Source organism: Rhodococcus sp. X156, from assembly GCF_004006015.1.
Taxonomy (GTDB): domain Bacteria; phylum Actinomycetota; class Actinomycetes; order Mycobacteriales; family Mycobacteriaceae; genus X156.
Window position 1 is genome coordinate 3,294,528 of sequence record NZ_CP034766.1, and the last position, 23,638, is coordinate 3,318,165.

A 23,638-nucleotide genomic window follows, 5' to 3' on the forward strand; every position below is an offset into this window, starting at 1 on the left:
CGCCTCTCGTCGCCAGGGCCAGACCGCCCCGCAGGGACGGCCCACTGGCCACGCACTGCGAAAGGTCGCTGCGCCGGCAGGTTCGCCGGACGTGTTGTCTTCCCCCACTGGTCATCCGGGCACGGGACTGCTTGATCAGCCGAACTCGGCTCGGTCCGATAGTTTTCGGGTTGTTGGTCTGGGCAACAACTTTCCGCGACGCGACAGGAGCACGAGCACGATGTCACCGTTACGGGAGAGCATCGATCCATCCACGGTGTTGCGCAACCACCTCCCCATGGATCTCACCCGATCGGTGCTCGCCCGCCGTCCCCTGGTGACGGTGGTCCTGGACATCGCCGGGCGCGGCCGCTGGACCCTCTACATCAAGCACGGCGAGGTCAGCCTGGTGGTGGGCGCGATCGCACGTCCCACCTGCTGCATCCGCACCGACGCCGCCACCCTCGCCGACCTGCTGATGGGCCGGCGCAGCGGCGTGGAGGCGTTCCTGACCGGGGACCTGGTGGCCCGCGGCAGCCTGAACACGGTGCTGCAGGTGGGCGGCGCCTTCGCCCCGGAGGCCCACCTGCCCACCCGGGCGCACTCCCGGGAGGTCAGCGCCTACGGCGTGCGCACCGCCTACCTGGAGGCCGGACCGGCCGACGGCCGCCCGGTGGTGCTGCTGCACGGCCTGGGCGCCACCAACGCCTCGATGCTGCCGGTGCTCGCCGACCTGGCCAAGGACCACCGGGTGATCTCCCCGGACACCCCCGGCTTCGGCGCGTCCGAGGCGCCGCCGTGGAAGTACACCGCCGAGCAGATGCACCGCTGGCTGCGCTCGTTCCTGGACGCCGTCGACGCCCGCGGCGCCGTGGTGATCGGCAACTCCCTGGGCGGGCGGCTGGCCCTGGAGCTGGCGCTGCGCGACCCCGACGCGGTGGACCGGCTGGTGCTGCTGTGTCCCGCGCCCGCGTTCCGCCGCTTCCGCCAGCTGGCCCCAGTGGCCAAGCGGCTGCCCATGCTGATGGCCCGGATGCCGTTCGGCCCGCCCCGGCCCGCGCTGGTCACCGGGCTCAAGGCCATGTTCGCCGACCCCAGCCGGTTGCCCTCCACCTGGTACGACGCCGCCATCGACGAGTTCCTCATCGCCATGAAGGACCCGTCCCACCGGCGCGCCGCGCTCTCGGCGATGCTCAACATCTACACCGACGAGCCGTTCGGGGAGTCCGGGTTCTGGGATCGGCTGCCGCACCTGGAGCCGCCGGCGCTGTTCATCTGGGGCGCCGCGGACCGGTTGGTGCCGGCCAGCTTCGCTCGCCACGTCACCGAGGCCCTGCCCGATGCGGAGTCGGTGGTGATCCCCGACTGCGGGCACGTGCCGCAGTTCGAGCTGCCGGAGCTGACCATGCGGCTGACGCGCAGCTTCCTCGCCACCGGTCGCCGCCACGTCCCGGCCGACCGCGTGCTGCGCCAGTGGAAGGACGGCCAGGACAAGCCCGGCCGGTGGGAGAAGGAGTCCTAGATGCAGCTCACCCACCTCGGGCACTCCTGCCTGCTCCTGGAGGCTGAGGGCGTCCGCATCCTCATCGACCCAGGCACCTTCGCCACCGGCTTCGCCGAGCTGACCGGACTGGACGCGGTGCTGGTCACCCACCAGCACCCGGACCACGTGGACGTGGACGCCCTGCCGCAGCTGCTGGGCAACAACCCGGGTGCGCGGCTGGTGGCCGACTACATGACCGCCACCAAGCTGGGTGACCCCTGGACGCCGGTGAGCCCGGGCGAGCGGTTCACGGTGGGACCGGTGCGAGTGCGGGTGGAGGGCGGCACGCACGCGGTGATCCACCCGGACGTCCCGGTGATCGAGAACGTGGCCTACCTGTTCGGCACCGCGGCGCAGCCCAACCACCTGCTGCACCCCGGTGACTCCTTCCACGTGCCCGAGGAGCCGGTGGCGGTGCTGGCGCTGCCGGCCGGCGCCCCGTGGCTGAAGATCGCCGAGGCCGTGGACTACCTGCGGGCGGTGTCGCCGGAGGTCGCCGTCCCCATCCACCAGGCCGTGCTGGCCAAGCCCGAGATGCACTACCGACTGCTGGAGCAGCTGCGCCCGGAGCACACCGAGCTGCGGGTGCTCGAGCACGGCGTGGCCAGCGAGGTCTAGGCCGCCCCGCTGCGGGCCGCCCCGGGGGTGCACGTGGCGTAGGTGACGGGGTCCGCGCCGTGGTGCAGGGCCAGGTCCAGCGCGTCCAGCAGAGCCTGCCGCGGCCCCGAGCTGTCGAGCTGAGCCGCCTTGGCCGCCAGCCGCAGCACTCCGCCGCGCCGGGCGGTCCGGTCCGCGGCCAGCACCAGCGCCCGGCAGCGCCACGGCTCGGTGGTGGTGCCGCCACCCACGCCGAGCACCCGGGACCAGGTGGTGGGGCCGGCAGGCAGCGCACGGACCGCGCCGCGGTCGGCGCAGAGCCGGAAGCCCGCCTGCGGCAGCGCGGCCAGGGCACCGGCGGAGATCGTCCACTGCGGCGGGACGAACAGCCGGGTGCGCAGCCCCACCTGCTCGAGCACCCGGTCGGCGGCGGTCAGGCGCAGCAGGGCCTCGTGCTGGGCCAGGACGGCGAACTCGGCGCGACGCTTGCGGACGGCCGCCTGGTCGTAGCCGTGCAGCACGACGGCGTCCCCCTGCTCGCGGCGGTGGCGCAGCCAGTGCTGGGCCACGGCGTCGGCGGTCAGCCGGTAGCCGCTCTTGCGCCGCGGGGCCACCAGCAGCGACAACGGCACGGCCCGGCGGTCGAGCTCAGCGGCGAAGGCCCGCGCCGGCCCGAGGGTCTCGGCGCGGACCCCGGACAGCGACACGATCACGGAAGCCACCTGCCCAGCACACCCGGTGGAGGTGAACTCCAGGCGTGGCCGCGGCGCACGCTGGGTGAACTGTCGCTAGCGGCCCAGCCAGTCGGCGAAGGACAGCCCGGAGATGCGCTCGTAGGCCTCCACGTACCGCTGGCGGGTCGCGGCCGCCACCTCCGCAGGCAGCGGCGGCGGGGCGTCGTCACCGTGGCGGTCCCAGCCGGAGTCCGGGCCGGTCAGCCAGTCGCGGACGTACTGCTTGTCGAAGCTGGGCTGCACCCGCCCCTCGGTGAAGCCCTCGGCCGGCCAGAAGCGGGAGGAGTCCGGGGTGAGCACCTCGTCGCCCAGCACCAGCCTGCCCTCGGCGTCGCGGCCGAACTCCAGCTTGGTGTCGGCCAGGATCACGCCACGCTCGGCGGCGTGCGCGGCGGCCCGGGAGTAGATGTCCAGCGTGGCGGTGCGCAGCTGCTCGGCCAGCTCAACACCCACCTGCGCCGCCACCGTCGCGAAGTCCACGTTCTCGTCGTGCTCCCCCATCACCGCCTTGGTGGCCGGGGTGAAGATCGGCTCCGGCAGCTGGCTGGCCTCGCCCAGGCCCGCCGGCAGCGTCACCCCGCACACCGACCCGCTCGCCCGGTAGTCGGCCAGGCCGGAGCCGGTGAGGTAGCCGCGGACCACGCACTCCACCGGCACCATGTCCAGCCGGCGCACCACCAGCGCCCGGCCCAGCAGCTCGGCGGGGATGCGCTGGTCGTCGGGCTCGCCGGCCAGGTGGTTCGCCCCGCCCAGCAGCCCGAAGAAGAACACGCTCATCGCGGTGAGCACCCGGCCCTTGTCCGGGATCGGCGTGGGCAGCACGTGGTCGTAGGCCGAGATCCGGTCGGAGGCCACCAGCAGCAGGTGATCGTCGTCGATGGCGTAGAGATCACGCACCTTGCCGGCGGCGACGTGGGTGTAGTCAGCGAGGGAGGGGCGCACGATGATCGAGCCTATCGGGCGAGCGTCGGTTGCCCGTCGACCGCGGGGCGGACCTCGCCGCCCCGGGCGAGCAGCGTGGCGTAGCGCCCGCCGAGGGCGCGCAGCTGCTCGTGCGTGCCGCGCTCCACGGCGCGGCCGTGGTCGAGCACCACGATCTGGTCGGCGTCGCGGACCGTGGAGAGGCGGTGCGCGATGGTGATGGTGGTGCGTCCACGGCTGACCACGTCCAGCGCCGCCTGCACGGCGCGCTCGGTCTCGTTGTCCAGGGCACTGGTGGCCTCGTCCAGCACCAGCACCCGCGGGTCGCGCAACAAGGTGCGGGCGATGGCGATGCGCTGCTTCTCCCCGCCGGAGAAGCGGTGCCCGCGGGCCCCGACCACGGTGTCGTAGCCGTCGGGCAGCGAGGAGATCAGCTCGTGCACCTGCGCGGCTCGCGCCGCCGCCTCGATCTCGGCGTCGGTGGCCCCCGGGCGGGCGTGGCGCAGGTTCTCCCGGATCGTCGCGTGCAGCAGGTAGGTCTCCTGCGAGACCACGCCCACCAGCTCGGAGAGCTCGGCGAGCCGGATGTCGCGCAGGTCCACCCCGTCCAGGGTGACCTGGCCGGTGGTGGGGTCGTGCAGCCGTGCCACCAGCGAGGCCAGCGTGGTCTTGCCGGAGCCGGTCTCCCCCACCAGGGCCAGCGCCGACCCGGGGGGCACCTCGATGGTGACGCCGGTGAGGGCGTCGCGGTGGGAGCCCTCGTAGCGGAAGCCCACGTCGACGAAGCGGACGGCGCCGGCCACCTCCTCCTTCGGCATGGGCACCGGGTGCTCGGGATCGGCGATGTCCACCGGCAGGTCCAGGTACTCGAAGATGCGGCTGAACAGGGCCAGCGAGCTGGTCACCGAGACGCCGACGTCGAGCAGGCTCATCAGCGGCCGGAACAGCGTGCTCTGCAGCCCGGTGAAGGCGACCAGCGTGCCGATGGTCATGCCGCCGGAGGTGGCCGGCAGCCCGGCCGCGAGGTACAGCAGTGCCGGGATGGCCGAGAAGATGATGCTCATCGTGGCCATCCGCCAGCGTCCGGACAGCTGCGAGCGGACCTCGAGGTCGACCAGCAGGTGCGAGGTGGCGGCGAAGCGGTCGGACATGACCGGGCCGGCGCCCAGGGTCTTGCCCAGCTGCACCCCGCTGATGGACAGGCTCTCGTCGATCTGGGTCTGCATGTCCGCCAGCGCGCGCTGGCGCTGGGCGGTGATGGCCCGGCGCATCAGGGCCACCCGACGGGTGAGCCAGATCGCCGGCGGCAGCACCACCAGGGACAGCAGCGACAGCCGCCAGCTCAGCACGGCCATCGCCACCACGGTGCCCACCACCGTGGTCACGTTCGAGGCGATCGACGTCGCGGTGGAGGTGACCACCGTCTGCATGCCACCGATGTCGTTGGTGAGCCGGGACTGCACCTCACCGCCGCGGGTGCGGGTGAAGAAGCTCAGCGACTGGCGCTGCAGGTGGGAGAACACGCTGGTGCGCAGGTTGTGCATCACGCGCTGGCCGACGGTGGTGGAGATCCACGTCTGCACCACGCCCAGCACCGCGCTCACCACCGTGACCACGAGCATGCCGACCACCGCCCACACCAGCAGCGGCACGTCCTGCTCGGGAATCGCGCGGTCGATCACCTCGCGCACCAGGAACGGGGTGGCCAGGGCGACCGTGGACGCCACCACGATCAACGCCATCACCGCCGCGACCTGCCAGCGGTAGGGCGCGAACAGCGAGCCGATCCGGCGCAGGCTCACCGGGGAGTCCTGCAGCTGGGCACGGTCGGCGGGATCAAGCTTGCGGGGGCCGCCACGACCCCCGCCGCGCCCACCGAAGGGTGGAGCCGTCATGTGTCACCACCCCTCTCCAGTGTCGGGGCAACTATGCTGAGGTTCCCTCAACATGAGGTACTTGTCAAATGAGGTAGGCTCGCTGACCATGACGGAGGCATCGGGCGAGCAGCTCCGCGACCTGGTGATGGCCGCCTCCCGTGCGCTGCGCCGCGGCTGGTCCACCGCGCTCGAGCCTTGGGAGCTCTCGCCGCACGAGTTCCGCGCGCTGCGGGCCATCGACGGCGCGGACGCGGGACAGCCGCGGCTCGGCGACGTCGCCAAGGCGCTGCGCATCGCTCCGCGCTCGGCGACGGAGGTGGTGGACCGCCTGCAGGAGCGCGACCTCGTGGAGCGGGTCGCCGACGGGGCGGACCGGCGCGCGGTGTGCGTCCGCCTCACCGACAAGGGCCGACGCCTGGTCGGCGAGATGGCCGCGGCCCGCGATGCTCAGGCCGCGGAGTTCTTCGCCTCGCTCGGCGCGCGCGACCGCGCCGAGCTGCACCGCATCCTCAGCGCCCTGACCGACGACCGGTGACCCCCGCCCCCGGCGGCTACAGGATCGCGCCGGGCGCGTAGCCGGCCGCCTCGGGGTGGGCGTCGACAAGCTGCTGCACCGCGGCGACGACCGCGCTGACCTGGGCGTCGGCGGCACCGATGAAGGCGCTCTTGTCGGCCAGCGCCGCCTCCAGCGCGGAACGGTCCAGCGGCAGGCGGTCGTCGGCGGCCAACCGGTCCAGCAGGTCCGGCTCCTTGCCCTGCTCCCGCATGGCCAGCGCCACGGCCACCGCGTGCTCCTTGATGGCCTCGTGCGCGGTCTCGCGCCCCACCCCGGCGCGCACCGCGGCCATCAGCACCCGGGTGGTGGCCAGGAACGGCAGGTAGCGGGTGAGCTCCTTCTCGATCACGGCCGGGTAGGCGCCGAACTCGGCCAGCACCGTCAGGAAGGTCTCCATCTGGCCGTCGATGGCAAAGAAGGCGTCCGGCAGCGCGACCCGGCGCACCACGGAGCAGAACACGTCGCCCTCGTTCCACTGCGCGCCGGCCAGCTCGGCGGCCATCGAGGCGTAGCCGCGCAGCACCACCTGCAGGCCGTTGACCCGCTCGCAGGAGCGGGTGTTCATCTTGTGCGGCATGGCCGAGGAGCCCACCTGGCCGGGCTGGAAGCCCTCGGTGACCAGCTCGTGGCCTGCCATCAGCCGGATGGTGTGGGCCAGCGACGACGGGGCGGCACCCACCTGCACCAGGGCGGAGAGCACGTCGTGGTCCAGCGAGCGGGGGTACACCTGGCCGACGCTGTGCAGCACGTGGGCGAACCCCAGGTGCTCGGCGACCTTGGCCTCCAGCTGGGCGAGCTTGCCGGCGTCACCGTCGAGCAGGTCGAGCATGTCCTGGGCGGTGCCCATGGGGCCCTTGATGCCGCGCAGCGGGTACCGCGCGATCAGCTCCGCCAGCCGGGTGAGCGCCAGCAGCAGCTCGTCGGCGGCGGAGGCGAAGCGCTTGCCCAGCGTGGTGGCCTGGGCGGCGACGTTGTGGCTGCGCCCGGCCATCACCACCTGCGAGTACTCGGTGGCCCGCTCGGCCAGCCGGGCGGCGACGGCCACGCCGTGGCCGTGCACGTGCTGCATCGAGCGCAGCACCTGCAGCTGCTCGACGTTCTCGGTGAGGTCCCGGCTGGTCATGCCCTTGTGCACGTGCTCGTGGCCGGCGAGGTCGTTGAACTCCTCGATGCGGGCCTTGACGTCGTGCCGGGTGACCCGCTCGCGCTCGGCGATGGAGGCCAGGTCCACGTCGTCGACCACGCGCTCGTAGTCGGCGATCGCCTCGGCCGGCACGTCCACGCCCAGCTCGGCCTGCGCCTTGAGCACCGCGATCCACAGCTGGCGCTCCAGCACCACCTTGTGGGCGGGCGACCACAGCGCGGCCAGCGCGGGGCTTGCGTAGCGGGAGGCCAGGACGTTCGGGATGGGTGTGCTCACGGGGGGTGAGCCTAGTCGGCGGGCACCTGGCGACTTGCGTGCTCGTGCCGGGAGCGGTTGTGTGGACCGGTGACGAATCCCCACCCGATCGACCTGCGCTCCGACACCGTGACCGTGCCGGACGAGAAGATGCGCACCGCCATGGCCACCGCCGAGGTGGGCGACGACGTCCTCGACCGCGACCCCACCATGCGGGCCCTGGAGGAGCGGGTGGCCGACCTGCTCAGCTGCGAGGACGCGCTGTGGACGCCCAGCGGCACGATGGGCAACCTCATCGCGCTGATGCTGCACCTGCGCCGCGGTGACCGCTTCCTGGCCCCTGCCGCTGCGCACGTGCTCGGCTCCGAGCTGGGCACTGCTGCGTGGCTGGCCGGCGGCATGCCCGACCCGCTGCCCCACGACGCCGGCCCGGGACGCCCGTCGGCGGACGCGGTGCGCCAGGCCATCGGCGGCGAGGGCCCGTACTACACGCTGAACACCACTCTGCTGTGCCTGGAGAACACCCACAACTTCGCCGGCGGCGCGGTCACCCCGCCCGCCGAGCACCGCGCCCTGGTGGCCGCGGCGGCCGAGCGCGGCCTGGCCGTGCACCTCGACGGTGCCCGGCTGTGGCACGCCGCGGTGGCGCTGGACGTGCCGCTGACCGCGCTCACCGCGGGCACCGACACCGTGCAGGTGTGCCTGAGCAAGGGCCTGGGCGCCCCGGTGGGCTCGGTGCTGGCCTCCACGTCGGCGCGCATCGCCGAGGCCCGGCGGGTGCGCAAGATGCTCGGGGGCGGGGTGCGCCAGGGCGGGGTGCTGGCCGCGGCCGGGATGCTGGCGCTGGACCGGGTGGAGGAGCTGGCCATCGACCACGCCAACGCCGTGGCCCTGGCCGACGGGCTGCGCGAGCTGGGCTGGACGGTGGACGTGCCGCAGACCAACATCGTGCTCGCCGACTCCCCCGACCCCGCGGCCACGGTGGCCCAGCTGGAGCAGGTGGGGGTGCGCTCGCTCCCGCTGGCCGGCCGGGTCCGGTTCATCACCCACCGCGACGTGTCCGCCGCCGACGTCACCGAGGCGGTGCGGCGCGTGGCCGGGCTTTCCGCGGCGCGCTAGACCGTGTTGATCAAGGACCTGAAGCTGCGTGGGGCCAGGCTGCCCACCCGTTCGCGAGGTGGCGAAGGACTGGCTTCGCCGCTTTGACGCGCTCCGTGGGGAGATCTTGCGCGCGAGATCTCCCCGAGCTCGTGCCGTCGGGGTAGGTGAACGCGTACTCGACCCAGGGGCGAAGTCCTCGTTCGATGCCCTCCCGGTAGTGCCCGGTGACGACCGCGAGCACTTGCCGCTCGAGCTGGTCGGCTTCCCCCTCCCAGCTCGCGTCGCAGGCGTCGCAGCCACAAGCCGGGTAGTGGAAGTCGTGCAGCAAGCCGGCATTCATGATGATGCCGGGGTACGCGGTGAACACGATCGTCGCCGCGGCGCACGCCGGGTCATTCGGTCGAATCCGTACTGCACGTGCAGCTTCAGGGGCCGGGCGAAGCAGCTCCGCCGCCGTCACCTCGCCCTCAGTGACTTCAACGTCGTAGGCGTCACGCAGATGTGCGATGAGGGCGTCAGCGACTACGTGCAGCGGTGCGAACCGCTCCGGATGCGAGTCAATCGAGTAGGTCTGCTCCGGTGGCGACCCGTGCCACCGGTTCCCGTAGTCGATGATCTGACCGTCGGCGTCGCGGAACACCGGTGTGTCGATCGACGGGCGCACATAGGAGGTCACCTCGTCATCCTTTCCTCGCCGGCGCGACTCCGGGGTGAGATCGCCGATCAGTTTGGCTGGGCGAAGCCGGTCATTGTCCAGAGGTGATCCACAGCGCGAGCGGTTGCTGAGCGCGGCGGAGCCAAGCGGGGTCACTCGCCGGCGATCTCGTCCAGCTCAGCGAGGTCCACGTCGGACAGCACCAGTCCGGCGCCGGCGACGTTCTCGCGCAGGTGCGCGACCGACGAGGTGCCCGGGATCAGCAAGATGCTCGGCGACCTGTGCAGCAGCCACGCCAGGGCCACCGACATCGAAGTGGCGTCCAGCCGGGTGGCGACCGCGGAGAGCGCGGACGACTGGAGCGGGCTGAACCCGCCGAGCGGGAAGAACGGCACGTAGGCGATGCCCTCGGCGGCGAGCCGGTCGATCAGCTCGTCGTCCTCGCGGTGCGCGAGGTTGTACCGGTTCTGCACGCACACGATCGGCGCGATGCCCTGAGCCTCACGCACCTGCTCGGCGGTCGCGTTGCTCACCCCGAGGTGGCGGATGACGCCCTGCCGCTGGAGCTCGACGAGCGCCTGGAACGCGTCGGCGATCGAGCCCGGCTGAGGTCCCGTGGCGTCGCCGAGCCGGAGGTTCACCAGGTCCAGTGCCTCGATTCCGAGCGACTCCAGGTTCTCCTCGACCTGACGACGCAGCTGGTCTGGCTGCCGCGCCGTCGGCCATCCGCCCTGCTCGTCGCGCTGCGCGCCGACCTTGGTCACGAGGTGCAGCGACTCCGGATAGGGGTGCAGTGCTTCGCGGATCAGGTGGTTGGTGGTGCGCGGTCCGTAGGCGTCGCTGGTGTCGATGTGGGTGATTCCGAGGTCGACGGCCTCGCGCAGGACCGCGATCGCGCCGACCCGGTCGGCGGGCGGCCCCATGACCCAGGGGCCCGCCAGCTGCATCGCGCCGTAGCCGAAGCGGGAGACGGTCAGGTCGCCCAGGTCCCAGGTGCTGCCGGGCAGTGACGTGGAGAGTGCGCTCATTCGTGCTTCCTTCGTGTCGTCGCATGGTGGGTTCTCTTGGTGCCCAAGTGCATGCTGGTTGCGCAGCTTCCCGGTGGGAAGTAGGCACCTCAGAGTGCGTTGGTATCCACCAGGTGACAGGAGCAGACGATGAGCACGAGCACGGCGGCCGAGCAGAGAGCCCAGGCGAAGCTCGAGTACGACTCGTTCCTGGCCTCCTGCCCGAGCCGGAAGCTGCTCGACCGGATCTCCGACAAGTGGGTCGCCCTGATCCTCTGCGCGCTCGGCGGCGGGGGCGACGCCGACCGGCTGGGTGAACCGCGGGCGATGCGCTTCTCGGAGCTGTCCCGGCAGCTCGCCGGCGTCAGCCAGAAGATGCTCACCCAGACGCTGCGCTCGCTGGAGCGAGACGGCCTCGTCACCCGCACCGTGACTCCCACCGTTCCGGTCACGGTCACCTACGAGCTCACCGAGCTCGGCCTGTCGCTGCACCACCTCATCCGCGGACTCAAGGGCTGGGCGGAGACACACATGGACGACGTCCTCGCCCACCGGGCGGCACACGACGCCCGCACCGCCGGGCGACCGAACACCCTCTAGCCGAGGCTGGGCTCCGCCTCGGCACGCGGGTGCGCTGCCGTGCTCGTGCCCGCGGCCGTCCTCGTGCCCGCTGCGCTGCGCCCGGCCCGCCGACCGAAGAAGCTGCCGTCGCCGAGCGAGGCGCCCGAGGCGTAACCCCCGGCCGAGATGCCGGCGGTGCAGCGCCCGGCCGCGAACAGCCCGGGGATCGGCTCGCCCGAGACGTGCAGCACCTCGGAGTCCACCGTGGTGCGCAGCCCGCCCAGGGTGAACCCACTGGTCGCGCCGCGCAGGTCGATCGCGGCGAAGGGCCCGGTGAGGGGCTTCACCCACTCCGCCTTCTTGCCCAGCAACGGGTCCTCGCCGGTGACCGCGTACCGGTTGTACAGCTCCACGGTGGACTCCAGCGCTCCGGCCACCAGGCCCATCTCCGCCTCCAGCTCGGCGACGGTCTCGCAGACCCAGGTGGGCTTGCGCCGCAGGTGCCGAGTTGCGGTCGGGGAGGCGGCGGCTGCGGCGTAGCCGGCCTCGTCGACCACCAGGAACACCTGGTTGTCCTGCTGGAACAGGGCCAGCTGACCGATGCGGCCGGGGTAGGTGTCCTCTGGGACGAAGCGCTGCCCGCGGCCGTTGACCAGGATGCCGCGCACCATCAGCTGCGGGTCGCAGTGGATGGCGACCTCGGCGGCGTCCATGTGGGCGAGGTCGGCCCCCACGGCCTGTCCCATCCGGATGGAGATCCCGTCGTGCTCCTCGATGGCGGAGCCGGGGCGACCGGCCATCAGCGGCGCGAAGCTCTGCACCATCTGGTCGTTGTAGGCGAAGCTCCCGGTGGCCAGCACCACGCCGCGGCGGGCCCGCACGGCGATCTCCTGGCCGTACTGCTTGGCGATCACCCCGACCACCCGCCCGTCGGGATCGGTGACCAAGGTCTGCACCCGCACGTCGTGCTCGGCCCGCACCCCCAGCGCGGCCACGGTCTCCGCCAACGGCTTCATCAGCATGTAGCCGCCGCTCTTCTCCCCGGCGCGCTTGTTGGCCATCTGCGGGACGTGCCCGCGCGGTGCCGGGGTGGCGACGGCGGTGAACGGGGCGGCGTTCTCCCCACCGGAGTACATCAGCCCCTCGTCGCCGACGGACTCCCAGCCCGGCTCGCCGAAGAACTCCGGCTTGAACACCACGCCGCAGTCCACCAGCCAGTCGTAGTGCTCCACCGACCCCTGGCAGTAGGCCTCGATCTTGGCACCGTCCACCCCGGGTCCGAGCGCCGCGGTGAGGAAGGCCTGCATGGTGGCCGGGGAGTCCTCGAAGCCGCAGGCACGCTGCAGCGCGGTGCCGCCGCCCAGGTAGATGAACCCGCCCGCCAGCGCCGCGGCGCCGCCCCACCCGCTGGTGCGCTCGAGCACCAGCACGTCGGCCCCGGCCCGAGCGGCCTCGATGGCGGCCGAGGCGCCGGCCACGCCGTACCCCGCGACCACGACGTCGGCCTCGTGGTCCCAGCTGGCGACGTCCGCAGCAGGGCGCGGGTGCACGGAGCTGGTGGTGGAGGTGGTCATGGTGGTCCTTCCGGTGGGTGGGTCAGCGCTGCAGCGCGCGGGCCCCGCGCAGCCGGGTGAGGGCCTCGGTGATGTCCGACGTGGCCCCGGCGAAGGACAGCCGCACGGTGCTGCCGCCGTGCACGGTGTCGAAGTCGACGCCGGGGGCCAGCGCCACCCCGGTCTCGGCCAGCAGCTCGGCGCACCAGGCGGTGGAGTCGTCGGTGAGGTGGCCGATGTCGGCGTAGGCGTAGAACGCGCCGTCGGCCGGGGCCAGGTCGCCCAGCCCCACCTGGGGCAGGCCCTCCAGCAGCAGGTCGCGGTTGGTGCGGTAGCGCAGCACGTGGGAGTCCAGCTCGGCGTAGGACTCCTCGGTGAAGGCCGCGACGGCCGCGTGCTGGGACAGGGCGGGCGGGCAGATGGTGAGGTTGCCGGCGAGGCGGTCGACCGCGCGGCGCAGCCGGGCCGGCACCAGCATCCAGCCCAGCCGCCAGCCGGTCATGCAGAAGTACTTCGACGCCGAGCCCATCACCACCGCCTCGCGGGAGGTCTGCCAGGCGCTGGCGGTCTCCGGCCCGTAGCTGATGCCGTGGTAGATCTCGTCGGAGATCAGCAGCGTGCCGTGCTCCTCGCACCAGCGGGCCAGGGCGGCCAGCTCGTCGGCGGCCAGGATGGTGCCGGTGGGGTTGGCGGGGCTGGCCACCACCAGCCCGGCCGGCGGGGTCTCCAGCGCCTCCAACATCGCCACCGTGGGCTGGAAGCGGGTGTCGGGGCCGCAGTCGAGCTCGACCACGGTGCAGCCGAGCGCCTGCAGGGAGTTGCGGTAGGCCGGGTAGCCCGGCCGCGACATCACCACGGTGTCGCCGGCGTCGAAGGCGGCGAGGAAGATCAGCGGGAACCCACCGGAGGATCCGGTGGTGACCACGACGTCCTCCGCGCTCACCTCGATGTCGTAGCGCCGGCTGTGGTGACCGGCGATGGCCAGGCGCAGCTCGTCGATGCCCAGGGTGACGGTGTAGCCCAGCAGCTGCTCGTCCAGCGCCTTGCGGGCGGCGCGCAGCACCGCGGCGGGCGCGGGGGTGGAGGGCTGGCCGGCGGCGAGGTTGACCACGTCACCGTGGGTGCGCTGGCGGATGGCGGCAGCCGCCCACACGTCCATCACGTGGAACGGCTCGATGAGGGAGCGCCGTGACTCGTGCACCCGTGTCCCCTTTCTGCCGCAGCCGCTGACCGGCCGCGCCGCGCTCCGACCCTAGTTGGCGGGCCGGTCTCCCCGGTCAGGCGTCGGTGTCTGCTGGAACATCGGTGCCTCCGCGGCCATCGGTGTCTCCGTGGCCATCGGTGTCCTCCTGGACGTCGACCACGTACATCCGGGTGCGCGAGCGGTCGGCGAACCGGTCCTCGTCCGCGGCGATGGCTCGACCCACCTCGGTGCCGGCGGAGTCGGCGATCATCTGGTCGAAGCCGGCGCGGTCGTCGAAGTAGATCTCGGTGACCACGTCGAAGTCGGGCACCGGCGCGGTCGGCGAGCCCAGCACGCTCTCGTGCTGGAGGAAGTTGCGGCGGTAGGCCCGGATCTGCGGGTGCAGCTCACGGATCAGCCGCGCATGGGTGCTGCCGTAGTAGGCCATGAACTCCGCGCGGGAGGTGCCGGGCTTGCGGGTCAGCAGGGCGACAGCCTTGAACACGACGCGGCTCCTCCACTAGGGGTGTGGCGCCAAGGTAGGCCGCGGCCGAGCCCGGAACCGGCCGCGTCCCGGCCAGCGGGCGCCGCCTCGCTCAGCGCGGGCCGGGAACGGTGATCTCCCCGGCGACGGCGCGGGCGGCGATGTCGCTGCGGTAGTGCCCGCCGGGCAGGTGCACCTGCGCCATCCGCCGGTAGGCGTCCTCACGCGCGGCGGCCAGGTCGGCGCCGGTGCCCACCACGCTGAGCACCCGCCCGCCGGCGGAGACCACGGTGCCCTCCGGGCGGGCCACGGTGCCGGCGTGCAGCACGCCCTCGTCGTCGGCGCCGCTGATGACGTCACCCGTGCGTGGCTTGCCGGGGTAGTTCTCCGCCGCCAGCACCACGGTGACCGCGGCGCCGGGGGCCCACTCCAGGTCGGTGTGCTCGGCCAGGCTGCCGGTGGCGGTGGCGTGCAGCAGCTCGCCCAGCGGCGTGCGCAGCAGGGCCAGCACCGACTGGGTCTCCGGGTCACCGAAGCGGCAGTTGAACTCCACCACCGCCGGCCCGGCCGCACCCAGCGCGAAGCCGGCGTAGAGCAGCCCGGAGAACCCACAGCCCCGGCGCACCAGCTCCGCCGCGACCGGCTTGACGGTGTTCTCCACCAGGTCCTCGACCATGCCCTCGGGCGCCCAGGGCAGCGGCGCGTAGGCACCCATGCCGCCGGTGTTGGGGCCGGTGTCGCCGTCGCCCACCCGCTTGGCGTCCTGGGCGGGCAGCAGCGGCACCACCGTCTCGCCGTCGACCAGGCAGAACAGCGAGACCTCGGGGCCGTCCAGGTAGCTCTCCAGCAGCACCGGGTGGCCGTCCTCCAGCAGCGATGCGGCGTGCCGGCGGGCGGCGTCGCGATCCTCGGTGACCACCACGCCCTTGCCCGCCGCCAGCCCGTCGTCCTTGACCACCCAGTGCGGGCCGAAGCGGTCCAGCGCGGCATCGAGGTTGGCCGGGCTGTCCACGATCTCGCTGTGCGCGGTGCGCACCCCGGCCGCGGCCATGACGTCCTTGGCGAACGCCTTGGAGCCCTCGATGCGCGCGGCCTGGCGGGAGGGTCCGAAGCAGGCGATGCCCGCGGCGCGCACGGCGTCGGCCACCCCCAGCACCAGCGGCACCTCGGGACCGATGACCACGAGGTCGGCAGCCAGGCGACGAGCCATGGCGGTGACCGCCTCGGGATCGGCCACGTCCACCGGGTGCTGCTCGGCCACGCGGGCCGTGCCCGCGTTGCCCGGGGCGCAGAAGAGCTCGGTCACCCCGGGATCACGGCGCAGGGCCAGCAGCAGAGCGTGTTCACGGGCACCGGAGCCGATCACGAGTACGCGCACAGCGGTACAGGTTACGGGGCGGCGTCGGCGCCACGGCGCCGGCATCTGCCTGGTCAGGGCTTGCGCAGCACCGTCACGGAGAAGTCGGCGTCGGCGTGCCAGGGCCGCAGGTCCCAGGTGGCGAACCGCTGCTCCACCACGAAGCCGGCGGCGACGGCGTGGGTGTCCAGCTCCGCCACGGTGTAGCCGCGGCCAGCACCGAAGCCGATCACCGCGACGCCGTCGGAGCGCAGGTGCGCCGCCATCCGCACCAGCACCTCCGGCGCGGTGCCCGGGCGCAGGTAGGGCATCACGTTGCCGGCGCAGACCAGGGCGTCGAAGGGCTCGGGCTCCCCCAGCTCGGCCAGGTCCAGCTCGGACAGGTCGGCCACCAGCCAGCGTGGCCCGGGGTGGTCGGCCTCCGCGGCCTCGATCAGCTGCGGGTCGGCGTCCACGCCCACCACCTGGTGCCCGCGGGCGGCGAGCTCGGCGCCCACCCGCCCGGGGCCGCAGCCGGCGTCGAGCACCCGGGCACCGCGGGGCAGCATCGCGTCCAGCGTGCGCGCCTCGCCGACCAGGTCGGCCCCCTCGGCGGCGAGCGTGCGGAACCGGTCGATGTACCACTGGGAGTGCCCGGCGTCGTGCGCCGTCACCCACCGCGTCGGCTTGCTCATGCGGTCACGGTATCCCCCACGCAGACGGCCGGGCCGGTCGCCGTCCCGCGAGGGAGCGACGTCCGGCCCGGCCGTGGGTCAGCGCGGCAGCGCGTCGCTAGTCAGCCGCGACGAGGGGGTACACGCCGTTCTCGTCGTGCACCTCCTTGCCGGTGACCGGCGGGTTGAACACGCAGAACATGCGCATCCGCGTGGTCGGCTCCACGGTGTGGCGCTCGTGCCCGTTGAGCAGGTACATGGTTCCCGGAGCCAGCGGGTAGACCTCGCCCGTCTCGCGGTCGGTCAGCGTGCCCTCGCCCTCGACGAGCCACACCGCCTCGATGTGGTTGGCGTAGTGGAAGTCGTTCACCGTGCCCGGCTCGATGACGGTCTCGTGGAAGGAGAACCCCACGCCGTCACCGCCGAGCACGATGCGCTTGCTCGCCCACTGGCCGTTCGGCGCCGTGACGTCGCGGTCGGTGCCGGTGATCTCGTCGATGGTGCGGACAATCATGCTGCCTCCGATGTGTTGACGGTAGGGAAAGCTGGTGCGGGCCTTGCCCGGTCAGGAGCTGACGGTGGCGGTGGCCTCGGCCAGGATCTTCAGGCCGTGGTCGAGCTCGTCGGCGGTGATGGTCAGCGCGGGCAGCAGCTTGACCACCTCGTCGGACGGCCCCGCCGTCTCGGCCAGCAGGCCGTTGTCGAAGGCCAGCGAGCAGACCTTGCCGGCCAGGTCGGCGTCGGCGAAGACCAGGCCCTGGGCCAGACCACGACCACGGGTGCTCACGCCCGGGTGCTCGGCGGCCAGCGCGGCGAACGCGTCGTGCACCTGCTTGCCCTTGACCAGCGTCTCCCGCTGCAGGGTGTCGTCGGACCAGAACTGCTCCAGCGCCACGGTGGCCGTGACGAAGGCGGGGTTGTTGCCACGGAAGGTGCCGTTGTGCTCGCCGGGCTCCCAGACGTCCAGCTCGGGCTTGAACAGGGTCAGCGCCATCGGCATCCCATAGCCGCTGATGGACTTGGACAGGCAGACGATGTCGGGGGTGATGCCCGCCTCCTCGAAGGAGAAGAACGGACCGGTGCGCCCGCAACCCATCTGCACGTCGTCGACGATGAGCAGGATGTCGCGCTTGGCGCACAGCTCCGCCAGCGAGCGCAGCCACGACGCGCGGGCCACGTTCACGCCGCCCTCACCCTGCACGGTCTCCACGATGACTGCGGCGGGGCGGTTGAAGCCGCTGCCGGAGTCGTCGAGCACCCGCTCCATCCAGTCGAAGTCGGAGTTCTCCCCGTCGCTCTCGGACAGGTAGTGGTCGTAGGGCATCGGGGTGGAGTGCACCAGCGGGATGCCGGCACCGCCGCGCTTCATCGAGTTGCCGGTGACCGACAGCGCGCCCAGCGTCATGCCGTGGAAGGCGTTGGTGAAGTTGATGATGGCCTCGCGGCCGGTCACCTTGCGCGCCAGCTTGAGCGCGGACTCCACGGTGTTGGTGCCCGTCGGGCCGGGGAACTGCACCTTGTAGTCCAGCCCCCGCGGGCTCAGCACCCGGTCGGAGAAGGTCTGCAGGAAGTTGCGCTTGGCCACGGTGGACATGTCCAGCCCGTGGGTGACGCCGTCGCGGCCGAGGTACTCCAGCAGGGCCTGCTTGAGGACCGGGTGGTTGTGGCCGTAGTTCAGCGCGCCGGCCCCGGCGAAGAAGTCGAGGTACTCCGTGCCGTCCTCGCTCCGCATCCAGGATCCCTGGGCGGTGTCGAACACGGCGGGCCACCCACGGCTGTAGCTGCGCACATCTGATTCGAGCGTCTCGAAGATTGAAGTCACGATCATCCTCCGTGTCGGTGGCCGACGGTGTAGAGATCCTCGGCCTCGTGGCTGTCCGGAAAGTGCTCCGGTCGAAACAGTTCCTCGGTGCTGATGGGCACGCCGCGCCGGCGTGCCAGAGCGGTGAACAGGGCCTGCGACGCCTCGTTGTCGGGGCTGATCGTGGTCTCCAGGCGGACGACTCCCGCGGTGGCCAGCCGGTCGAGCACGCCGTCGAGCATGCGGCCGGCCACTCCCTTGCCGCGCTGGTCGGCGTCCACCGCCACCTGCCAGACGAACAGCGTGTCCTGGCGGTCCGGGCGTCGGTAGCCGGTGACGAAGCCGACGACCCGATCGTGGTCCAGCGCGACGATTGAGGTGCCGGAGAAGTCGCGACCCCACAGCACGTAGGCGTAGGAGGAGTTCACGTCCAGCACCTGCGAGTCGCGGGCGATCTCCCACATCCGGGTGCCGTCACCGGGGCCGGGAGCACGAAACGAGAGGCCGTCGAACGGCCCTGGGGAGCTTGGGTCGGCAGCAGCGGGCGGGGTCGTACCTGTGTCAGGGGGAGTCATACGGTGTTCGAACGTAACAAAGGTGCCGTGTGCGAGTCACGTAACATGTTGGAAACAGTGAGATGCACTACACCCGGGCATTTCCGACATTCTCCCCACGACCGAGGTCAGCGCTGGAGTCCTGCAGGTCACCAGGTTAGTGACCGACGGCCCGTTCGAACACCTGCGCAGCCGCCCTCGCGCGCCGAACCGGGCGGCGCGGCGGGGTCCCGACCCTGTTGGCCCGGGACCCCGCGGGCGCCGCTCTCAGCCAGCGAGCACGTCGTGCCGGACGATGGTCTCGTCCCGGCCGGGACCGACCCCGATGCACGACACCCGGGCGCCGCACAGCTCCTCGATGCGCAGCACGTAGGCCTGGGCGTTGGCGGGCAGCTCCTCGAAGGTGCGGGCACCGCTGATGTCCTCGAACCAGCCCGGCATCTCCTCGTAGACCGGCACGGCGTGGTGCACGTCCGACTGGGTCATCGGCATGTCCTCCACCCGCACCCCGTCCACCTCGTAGGCCACGCAGATCGGCACCGTCTCCAGGCCCGACAGCACGTCGAGCTTGGTGAGGAAGTAGTCGGTGATGCCGTTGACGCGGGTGGCGTAGCGGCCGATGACGGCGTCGAACCAGCCGCAGCGGCGGGCGCGGCCGGTGGTGACCCCCACCTCGCCGCCCTTCTTGCTGAGGAACTCGCCCATCTCGTCGTGCAGCTCGGTGGGGAACGGACCGGAGCCGACGCGGGTGGTGTACGCCTTGAGGATGCCCAGCACCGTGGTGATGCGGGTGGGGCCGATGCCCGAGCCGACCGACGCGCCGCCGGCGGTGGGGTTGGAGGAGGTGACGTAGGGGTAGGTGCCGTGGTCGACGTCGAGGAGGGTGCCCTGGCTGCCCTCCAGCAGCACCGTCTCGCCGCGCTCCAGCGCCTCGTTGAGCTGCAGGCGGGTGTCGGCGATGCGGTGCTTGAAGCCCTCCGCCTGCTCCAGCACCTCCGCGACCACCTGGTCGGGGTCGAGCGCGCGCCGGTTGTAGATCTTGGACAGCACCTGGTTCTTGAACTCCAGGGCCGCCTCGACCTTCTGGCGCAGGATCTTCTCGTCCAGCACGTCGGCCACGCGCACACCCACGCGGGCGATCTTGTCCTGGTAGGCCGGTCCGATGCCGCGGCCGGTGGTGCCGATCTTGGCGTTGCCCAGGAAGCGCTCGGTGACCTTGTCGATGGCCACGTGGTAGGGCATCAGCAGGTGCGCGTCGGCGGAGAGCAGCAGCCGGGAGGTGTCCACCCCGCGCTCCTCCAGCCCGGCCAGCTCGGCCAGCAGCACGCCGGGGTCCACCACCACGCCGTTGCCGATGACGTTGGTGACGTCAGGGGTGAGGATCCCGGAGGGGATGAGGTGCAGGGCGAAGTTCTCCCCGGTGGGCAGGACCACCGTGTGTCCCGCGTTGTTGCCACCCTGGTAGCGGACCACCCACTGGACCCGCTCGCCCAGTAGATCGGTGGCCTTGCCCTTGCCCTCGTCGCCCCACTGGGCGCCGATGAGGACGACTGCCGGCATGTTCTGCTCCCTGCATGTGCATGATCGTGTTGACGCGGCGCACGTCAGTGGGCGCCGGAAGAACCCTAGACCAGGAGCTCGCGGGTGCGGACTGTAGTGCTGACCTGCGGCGGAACGACGCCGCCGCAGGAGCTTGCCCAGATGACGGCTGTGCCGGTGCTCGCGCGGCCGGGCAAGGACGAGGTGGACCCGCTGCTGGGCGAGGCCGAGCGGCTGGTGGTGGTGGGCGATGACGCCGACCTGGCGGCGGTGCTCACCCGGCTGCTGCGCACCGAGCGGCTCGACGTCGAGCTGGCCCACGTGAGCCCGCAACCGAGCGCGGCGACCCGGTGCTGGGGGCTGCCCGCCGGGGCCGCCGCTGCCGCGCTGGCGCTCACCGGCACCGCCCGCCCACGCCCGCTGGCCCGCGACGACGCCGGCATCGCGCTGGTCGGACGGGCCAGCATCACCGGGCCCGACGGCGAACGGCTCACCGGCGAGACCTACGCCGACAACACCCGGGTGTTCACCGGCACCAGCGCCGGGCTGTGGATCGAGCCGAGCGGGGACGAGCCGGGGCTGCGGGTGGCCGAGCAGCGGCGCTGGCGCCCGCGGTGGGTCACCGGCCGGGCCGTGCAGACCGGTTCCACGGGGCTGGTGCTCACCCGCGACGGCGTGCAGCACGAGCGGGTGCTCAAGCGCTCCACGTTCTACCGGCACACCACCGACTGGCTGCTCGTGGGCTGAGGGGCTCGCCGCTCAGCGGTCCAGGTTCTCCACGTCCGGCGGAACGGCGGGGTGCTCGACCGTGGGCGGCAGGCTGGCCAGCGCCGAGACGCGGCTGGCCCCGGCCACCCGCAGCAGGTCCACCACGGCGGAGCGCAGCTGACCGACCACCACCCGCACCGACAGACCACCGCTGGCTCCGAGGTCGCTGGTCAGCCCGGCCGCCACCTGCCGCAGCTGCAGTGCCGCGGGGCCCAGCTCGGGCACCTCCTCGCGCGCGGAGCACACCGCGGCCCGCAGCGTGGCCATCGCCGCAGCGGTGCCCTCCACCTGCGCCACCAGCCGCGGCTCGACCTGCTCGTGGTCGCGCACCGCCGCCAGCGACCGCCGGGCCAGCACCCGCAGGTTGCGGGCGGTGTTGTCCAGCGGGGTGGCGGTGGCGTCCAGCTGGGCCAGGCGCTGCCGCGAGCGCCAGCGCAGCGGGGCGATGCGGGCCAGCTCTCGCCCGGCGGCGAGGTTGGCGCGCAGGCTGTCGAGGCTGCCCTGGGTGGACCGCGCCCGGCGCAGCGCCTCGAGCACGGGCGCCTCCTCGGCGTCGGTGAGTCCGCGGGCCACCAGGTGCAGCGAGGCGATCAGCTCGTCGAGCACCTTGGCCACGTCGCTGCGGGCCGAGCGCACCGGGTCGGCCGGTATCAGCGACATCACCACGATGCCCACGACACCACCGACGAGGGCGTCCACGAAGCGGTTGACGCCGGCTGAGCCCCCCGGCGGCAGCAGGGTGGCGACCAGCACGGCCGAGGTGCCGGCCTGCAGGGTGAACACCCCGCCGCCGTCGAGCAGCAGCGCGGTGGTCATGGCTAGCAGCACCACCACGCTGATCTGCCAGGCGCCGCTGCCGATCACCGAGATCAGCAGGTCGCCCACCAGGATGCCCACGCTGACCCCGGCCACCAGCTCGACGGCGCGGCGCAGCCGGGCACCCAGGGAGACCCCCAGGCACACCACGGCGGCGATGGGCGCGAAGAACGGCTCCGCGTGACCGACGACGTCGCGGGCCAGGAACCAGGCCAGCCCAGCGGCCAGGGCGCACTGCAGCACCGCCAGCTCGGTGGCGCGCAGCCGCCGCACCCGGGTCTGCAGAGCCGGGTGCAGCCGGTCGAACAGACGCCGCAGCACCGCCGGGAGGTGGATCAGGCGAGGCCGAGCTGCACGGCGGCCTCGGGATCGCAGTCGTTGAGCAGCGTCAGGCAGCGAGCCTGCTCGTCGGTCTCGCCGATGGCGGTGGCGGCCTTGGTCAGCGCGGCCACGGCGCGCAGGAAGCCACGGTTGGGCTCGTGCGAGTACGGCACCGGGCCGAAGCCCTTCCAGCCGTTGCGGCGCAGCTGGTCCAGACCACGGTGGTAGCCGGTCCGGGCGAAGGCGTAGGCGGTGACGGGCTCGCCGGCCTCGAGGGCGCCCTCGGCGAGGGTGGCCCAGGCGATGCTGGCGGCGGGGTGCTCGGCGGCCACGGCCACGGGGTCGGTGCCCTCGCGCAGAGCGGCTTCCGCCTCGGGGTCGCCGGGCAGCAGGGTGGGCTGGGGGCCAAGCAGATCGGGGTAGGTCATGGGCCCATCATGCCCCGCAGCCGGACGGGCAGGCACCCGGTGCCCCACCCCCAGCACTCAGGGCCCGCAACGCCCCGCGCGAGCGCGGAGAACGGCGTTGCGGGCCCTGAATGCCGAACGAGGGGGCGGGTCAGCCCTTCGACTGACCAGCCGAGCGGAGGTTCTCGCAGGCCTCGACGACGCGGGCGGCCATGCCACCCTCGGCCTTCTTGAGGTAGCTGCGCGGGTCGTAGACCTTCTTGTTGCCCACCTCGCCGTCGATCTTGAGCACGCCGTCGTAGTTGCCGAGCATGTGCCCGGCGATGGGGCGGGTGAAGGCGTACTGGGTGTCGGTGTCCACGTTCATCTTGATGACGCCGTAGCCCAGCGCCTCGTGGATCTCCGACAGCAGCGAGCCCGAGCCGCCGTGGAAGACCAGGTCGAAGGGCTTGGCGTCGGCGGGCAGGCCGAGCTTCTCCGCGGCCACCCGCTGACCCTCGGCGAGCACCTCCGGGCGCAGCTTGACGTTGCCCGGCTTGTAGACGCCGTGCACGTTGCCGAAGGTGGCGGCCAGCAGGTAGCGCGAGCCGGTGTCGCCGCCGCCGAGCGCCTCGACGGTCTTCAGGTAGTCGTCCGCGGTGGTGTACAGCTTGTCGTTGATCTCGTTGTCGACGCCGTCCTCCTCGCCACCGACCACGCCGATCTCCACCTCCAGGATGATCCGCGCGGCCGCGGTGGCGGCCAGCAGGTCCTTGGCGATCTCCAGGTTCTCCTCCAGCGGCACCGCGGAGCCGTCCCACATGTGCGACTGGAACAGCGGGTTGCGCCCGGCGTCCACGCGCTCCTTGCTGATGGCGATGAGCGGGCGGACGTAGCTGTCCAGCTTGTCCTTGGGGCAGTGGTCGGTGTGCAGCGCCACGTTGATGGAGTACTTCTCGGCCACGACGTGCGCGAACTCCGCCAGCGCCACGGCCCCGGTGACCATGTCCTTCACCCCGGTGCCCGAGCCGAACTCCGCGCCACCGGTGGAGAACTGGATGATGCCGTCGCTGCCGGCGTCGGCGAAGCCCTTCAGCGCGGCGTTGATCGTCTCCGAGGACGTGCAGTTGATGGCCGGGTAGGCGAACGAGCCGGCCTTGGCCCGGTCGAGCATGTCGGCGTAGACCTCTGGGGTGGCGATCGGCATCGTTGACGGTCCTCCTTGAGCGACGGCACCCGCGCACGCCGTGGTGGTGGCGCACGGGCAGTAATTGACAGTCAGTATGACAACTT

At 72.4% G+C, this 23,638-nt stretch carries 24 protein-coding genes; 6 read left to right on the forward strand and 18 right to left on the reverse strand.

All coding sequences use genetic code 11. The features are described 5' to 3' along the window. The first annotated feature begins 277 nt into the window (after positions 1 to 277). Both ELX43_RS15535 and ELX43_RS15540 read left to right on the forward strand, forming a co-directional pair. Complete coding sequence (locus ELX43_RS15535; protein WP_241249219.1) at positions 278 to 1,501, forward strand: alpha/beta fold hydrolase; 1,224 nt, start codon at positions 278 to 280, stop codon at positions 1,499 to 1,501. Further along, a complete protein-coding gene (locus ELX43_RS15540; RefSeq protein ID WP_127784202.1) occupies positions 1,502 to 2,140 on the forward strand; it encodes an MBL fold metallo-hydrolase in 639 nt (212 codons plus the stop codon). It begins immediately after the preceding gene. On the opposite strand, the gene ELX43_RS15545 is transcribed toward ELX43_RS15540, so the two are convergent. The 3 genes from ELX43_RS15545 to ELX43_RS15555 all read right to left on the reverse strand — a co-directional run bounded on the left by ELX43_RS15545 (position 2,137) and on the right by ELX43_RS15555 (position 5,669). Next, positions 2,137 to 2,841 (reverse strand): DUF2334 domain-containing protein, encoded by a 705-nt coding sequence (locus tag ELX43_RS15545; RefSeq protein WP_241249221.1) that lies wholly within the window; start codon positions 2,839 to 2,841, stop codon positions 2,137 to 2,139. The genes ELX43_RS15540 and ELX43_RS15545 overlap by 4 nt on opposite strands. A 66-nt stretch (positions 2,842 to 2,907) precedes the next feature. Then, positions 2,908 to 3,795, reverse strand: a complete 888-nt coding sequence (locus ELX43_RS15550; RefSeq protein WP_127784203.1) for a phosphoribosylaminoimidazolesuccinocarboxamide synthase — start codon at positions 3,793 to 3,795, stop codon at positions 2,908 to 2,910. An 11-nt stretch (positions 3,796 to 3,806) separates the two neighbouring features. Then, positions 3,807 to 5,669, reverse strand: a complete 1,863-nt coding sequence (locus ELX43_RS15555) for an ABC transporter ATP-binding protein (RefSeq protein ID WP_127784204.1) — start codon at positions 5,667 to 5,669, stop codon at positions 3,807 to 3,809. A gap of 88 nt (positions 5,670 to 5,757) precedes the next feature. Here ELX43_RS15555 and ELX43_RS15560 point away from each other — a divergent pair, with 88 nt between their 5' ends. Beyond that, positions 5,758 to 6,186 carry a MarR family transcriptional regulator gene (locus tag ELX43_RS15560; RefSeq protein ID WP_127784205.1) on the forward strand — a complete coding sequence of 143 codons (429 nt, stop codon included), beginning with the start codon at positions 5,758 to 5,760 and terminating at the stop codon, positions 6,184 to 6,186. 16 nt (positions 6,187 to 6,202) lie between these two features. Here ELX43_RS15560 and purB read toward each other — a convergent pair whose 3' ends face one another. Further along, positions 6,203 to 7,627 carry an adenylosuccinate lyase gene (gene purB / locus ELX43_RS15565; RefSeq protein ID WP_127784206.1) on the reverse strand — a complete coding sequence of 475 codons (1,425 nt, stop codon included), beginning with the start codon at positions 7,625 to 7,627 and terminating at the stop codon, positions 6,203 to 6,205. A 69-nt stretch (positions 7,628 to 7,696) separates the two neighbouring features. Between purB and ELX43_RS15570 the strand changes: the two genes are divergently transcribed. After that, complete coding sequence (locus ELX43_RS15570; protein WP_127784207.1) at positions 7,697 to 8,725, forward strand: GntG family PLP-dependent aldolase; 1,029 nt, start codon at positions 7,697 to 7,699, stop codon at positions 8,723 to 8,725. Positions 8,726 to 8,735: 10 nt separating this feature from the next. Here the strand turns inward: ELX43_RS15570 and ELX43_RS15575 are convergent, their stop codons facing one another. Together ELX43_RS15575 and ELX43_RS15580 are read right to left on the reverse strand one after the other, a co-directional pair. After that, positions 8,736 to 9,518: a DUF6226 family protein gene (locus ELX43_RS15575; RefSeq protein WP_206518038.1), complete on the reverse strand. Its 783-nt coding sequence runs from the start codon at positions 9,516 to 9,518 to the stop codon at positions 8,736 to 8,738. Beyond that, positions 9,515 to 10,390 (reverse strand): aldo/keto reductase family oxidoreductase, encoded by an 876-nt coding sequence (locus ELX43_RS15580; RefSeq protein ID WP_127784208.1) that lies wholly within the window; start codon positions 10,388 to 10,390, stop codon positions 9,515 to 9,517. The genes ELX43_RS15575 and ELX43_RS15580 overlap by 4 nt, the downstream gene beginning before the upstream one ends. 129 nt (positions 10,391 to 10,519) lie before the next feature. Between ELX43_RS15580 and ELX43_RS15585 the strand changes: the two genes are divergently transcribed. Then, positions 10,520 to 10,969: a helix-turn-helix domain-containing protein gene (locus ELX43_RS15585; protein ID WP_127784209.1), complete on the forward strand. Its 450-nt coding sequence runs from the start codon at positions 10,520 to 10,522 to the stop codon at positions 10,967 to 10,969. Here ELX43_RS15585 and ELX43_RS15590 read toward each other — a convergent pair. From ELX43_RS15590 to ELX43_RS15630, 9 genes are all read right to left on the reverse strand, one after another. Next, entirely contained in the window at positions 10,966 to 12,504 is a 1,539-nt protein-coding gene (locus tag ELX43_RS15590; protein ID WP_127784210.1) for an FAD-dependent oxidoreductase, read from the reverse strand. The two genes, ELX43_RS15585 and ELX43_RS15590, sit on opposite strands and share 4 nt — an antisense overlap. A gap of 22 nt (positions 12,505 to 12,526) precedes the next feature. After that, entirely contained in the window at positions 12,527 to 13,642 is a 1,116-nt protein-coding gene (locus ELX43_RS15595) for a pyridoxal phosphate-dependent aminotransferase (protein ID WP_127784967.1), read from the reverse strand. Between the two features lie 118 nt (positions 13,643 to 13,760). Then, positions 13,761 to 14,171, reverse strand: a complete 411-nt coding sequence (locus ELX43_RS15600) for an EthD domain-containing protein (protein WP_127784211.1) — start codon at positions 14,169 to 14,171, stop codon at positions 13,761 to 13,763. Positions 14,172 to 14,262: 91 nt separating this feature from the next. Next, complete coding sequence (gene purD, locus ELX43_RS15605) at positions 14,263 to 15,528, reverse strand: phosphoribosylamine--glycine ligase (RefSeq protein ID WP_127784212.1); 1,266 nt, start codon at positions 15,526 to 15,528, stop codon at positions 14,263 to 14,265. Positions 15,529 to 15,581: 53 nt separating this feature from the next. After that, positions 15,582 to 16,181 (reverse strand): class I SAM-dependent methyltransferase, encoded by a 600-nt coding sequence (locus tag ELX43_RS15610; RefSeq protein WP_127784213.1) that lies wholly within the window; start codon positions 16,179 to 16,181, stop codon positions 15,582 to 15,584. Positions 16,182 to 16,278: 97 nt separating this feature from the next. After that, on the reverse strand, positions 16,279 to 16,674 hold the full coding sequence (locus ELX43_RS15615; RefSeq protein ID WP_127784214.1) for an ectoine synthase: 396 nt from the start codon (positions 16,672 to 16,674) through the stop codon (positions 16,279 to 16,281). A 51-nt stretch (positions 16,675 to 16,725) separates the two neighbouring features. After that, positions 16,726 to 17,982, reverse strand: a complete 1,257-nt coding sequence (gene ectB, locus ELX43_RS15620) for a diaminobutyrate--2-oxoglutarate transaminase (RefSeq protein WP_241249232.1) — start codon at positions 17,980 to 17,982, stop codon at positions 16,726 to 16,728. Positions 17,983 to 17,984: 2 nt separating this feature from the next. Beyond that, the gene (gene ectA / locus ELX43_RS15625) at positions 17,985 to 18,425 is read right to left on the reverse strand and encodes a diaminobutyrate acetyltransferase (protein WP_241249244.1); all 441 of its coding nucleotides are present in this window, start codon (positions 18,423 to 18,425) and stop codon (positions 17,985 to 17,987) included. A gap of 357 nt (positions 18,426 to 18,782) precedes the next feature. Further along, positions 18,783 to 20,075: an adenylosuccinate synthase gene (locus tag ELX43_RS15630; RefSeq protein ID WP_127784217.1), complete on the reverse strand. Its 1,293-nt coding sequence runs from the start codon at positions 20,073 to 20,075 to the stop codon at positions 18,783 to 18,785. 141 nt (positions 20,076 to 20,216) lie between these two features. Here ELX43_RS15630 and ELX43_RS15635 point away from each other — a divergent pair, with 141 nt between their 5' ends. Beyond that, positions 20,217 to 20,801 carry a hypothetical protein gene (locus ELX43_RS15635; protein WP_241249246.1) on the forward strand — a complete coding sequence of 195 codons (585 nt, stop codon included), beginning with the start codon at positions 20,217 to 20,219 and terminating at the stop codon, positions 20,799 to 20,801. Between the two features lie 12 nt (positions 20,802 to 20,813). Here ELX43_RS15635 and ELX43_RS15640 read toward each other — a convergent pair whose 3' ends face one another. From ELX43_RS15640 to fbaA, 3 genes are all read right to left on the reverse strand, one after another. Further along, positions 20,814 to 21,959 (reverse strand): FUSC family protein, encoded by a 1,146-nt coding sequence (locus ELX43_RS15640; RefSeq protein WP_241249248.1) that lies wholly within the window; start codon positions 21,957 to 21,959, stop codon positions 20,814 to 20,816. A 14-nt stretch (positions 21,960 to 21,973) separates the two neighbouring features. Beyond that, the gene (locus tag ELX43_RS15645) at positions 21,974 to 22,387 is read right to left on the reverse strand and encodes a DUF3151 domain-containing protein (RefSeq protein ID WP_127784219.1); all 414 of its coding nucleotides are present in this window, start codon (positions 22,385 to 22,387) and stop codon (positions 21,974 to 21,976) included. 130 nt (positions 22,388 to 22,517) lie between these two features. After that, positions 22,518 to 23,552 (reverse strand): class II fructose-bisphosphate aldolase, encoded by a 1,035-nt coding sequence (fbaA, locus tag ELX43_RS15650; RefSeq protein ID WP_127784220.1) that lies wholly within the window; start codon positions 23,550 to 23,552, stop codon positions 22,518 to 22,520. Positions 23,553 to 23,638 lie beyond the last annotated feature (86 nt).

Bases quoted from the DNA above. Each gene is read 5' to 3' on its own strand.
- ELX43_RS15615 (WP_127784214.1), bottom strand. From the start codon at position 16,674: ATGATTGTCCGCACCATCGACGAGATCACCGGCACCGACCGCGACGTC.
- ELX43_RS15635 (WP_241249246.1), top strand. From the start codon at position 20,217: ATGACGGCTGTGCCGGTGCTCGCGCGGCCGGGCAAGGACGAGGTGGAC.
- ELX43_RS15555 (WP_127784204.1), bottom strand. From the start codon at position 5,669: ATGACGGCTCCACCCTTCGGTGGGCGCGGCGGGGGTCGTGGCGGCCCC.
- ectA (WP_241249244.1), bottom strand. From the start codon at position 18,425: ATGTGGGAGATCGCCCGCGACTCGCAGGTGCTGGACGTGAACTCCTCC.
- ELX43_RS15630 (WP_127784217.1), bottom strand. From the start codon at position 20,075: ATGCCGGCAGTCGTCCTCATCGGCGCCCAGTGGGGCGACGAGGGCAAG.
- ELX43_RS15585 (WP_127784209.1), top strand. From the start codon at position 10,520: ATGAGCACGAGCACGGCGGCCGAGCAGAGAGCCCAGGCGAAGCTCGAG.
- ELX43_RS15590 (WP_127784210.1), bottom strand. From the start codon at position 12,504: ATGACCACCTCCACCACCAGCTCCGTGCACCCGCGCCCTGCTGCGGAC.
- ELX43_RS15535 (WP_241249219.1), top strand. From the start codon at position 278: ATGGATCTCACCCGATCGGTGCTCGCCCGCCGTCCCCTGGTGACGGTG.
- fbaA (WP_127784220.1), bottom strand. From the start codon at position 23,552: ATGCCGATCGCCACCCCAGAGGTCTACGCCGACATGCTCGACCGGGCC.
- ELX43_RS15540 (WP_127784202.1), top strand. From the start codon at position 1,502: ATGCAGCTCACCCACCTCGGGCACTCCTGCCTGCTCCTGGAGGCTGAG.
- ELX43_RS15560 (WP_127784205.1), top strand. From the start codon at position 5,758: ATGACGGAGGCATCGGGCGAGCAGCTCCGCGACCTGGTGATGGCCGCC.
- ELX43_RS15645 (WP_127784219.1), bottom strand. From the start codon at position 22,387: ATGACCTACCCCGATCTGCTTGGCCCCCAGCCCACCCTGCTGCCCGGC.
- ELX43_RS15595 (WP_127784967.1), bottom strand. From the start codon at position 13,642: ATGGACGTGTGGGCGGCTGCCGCCATCCGCCAGCGCACCCACGGTGAC.
- ELX43_RS15610 (WP_127784213.1), bottom strand. From the start codon at position 16,181: ATGAGCAAGCCGACGCGGTGGGTGACGGCGCACGACGCCGGGCACTCC.
- ELX43_RS15580 (WP_127784208.1), bottom strand. From the start codon at position 10,390: ATGAGCGCACTCTCCACGTCACTGCCCGGCAGCACCTGGGACCTGGGC.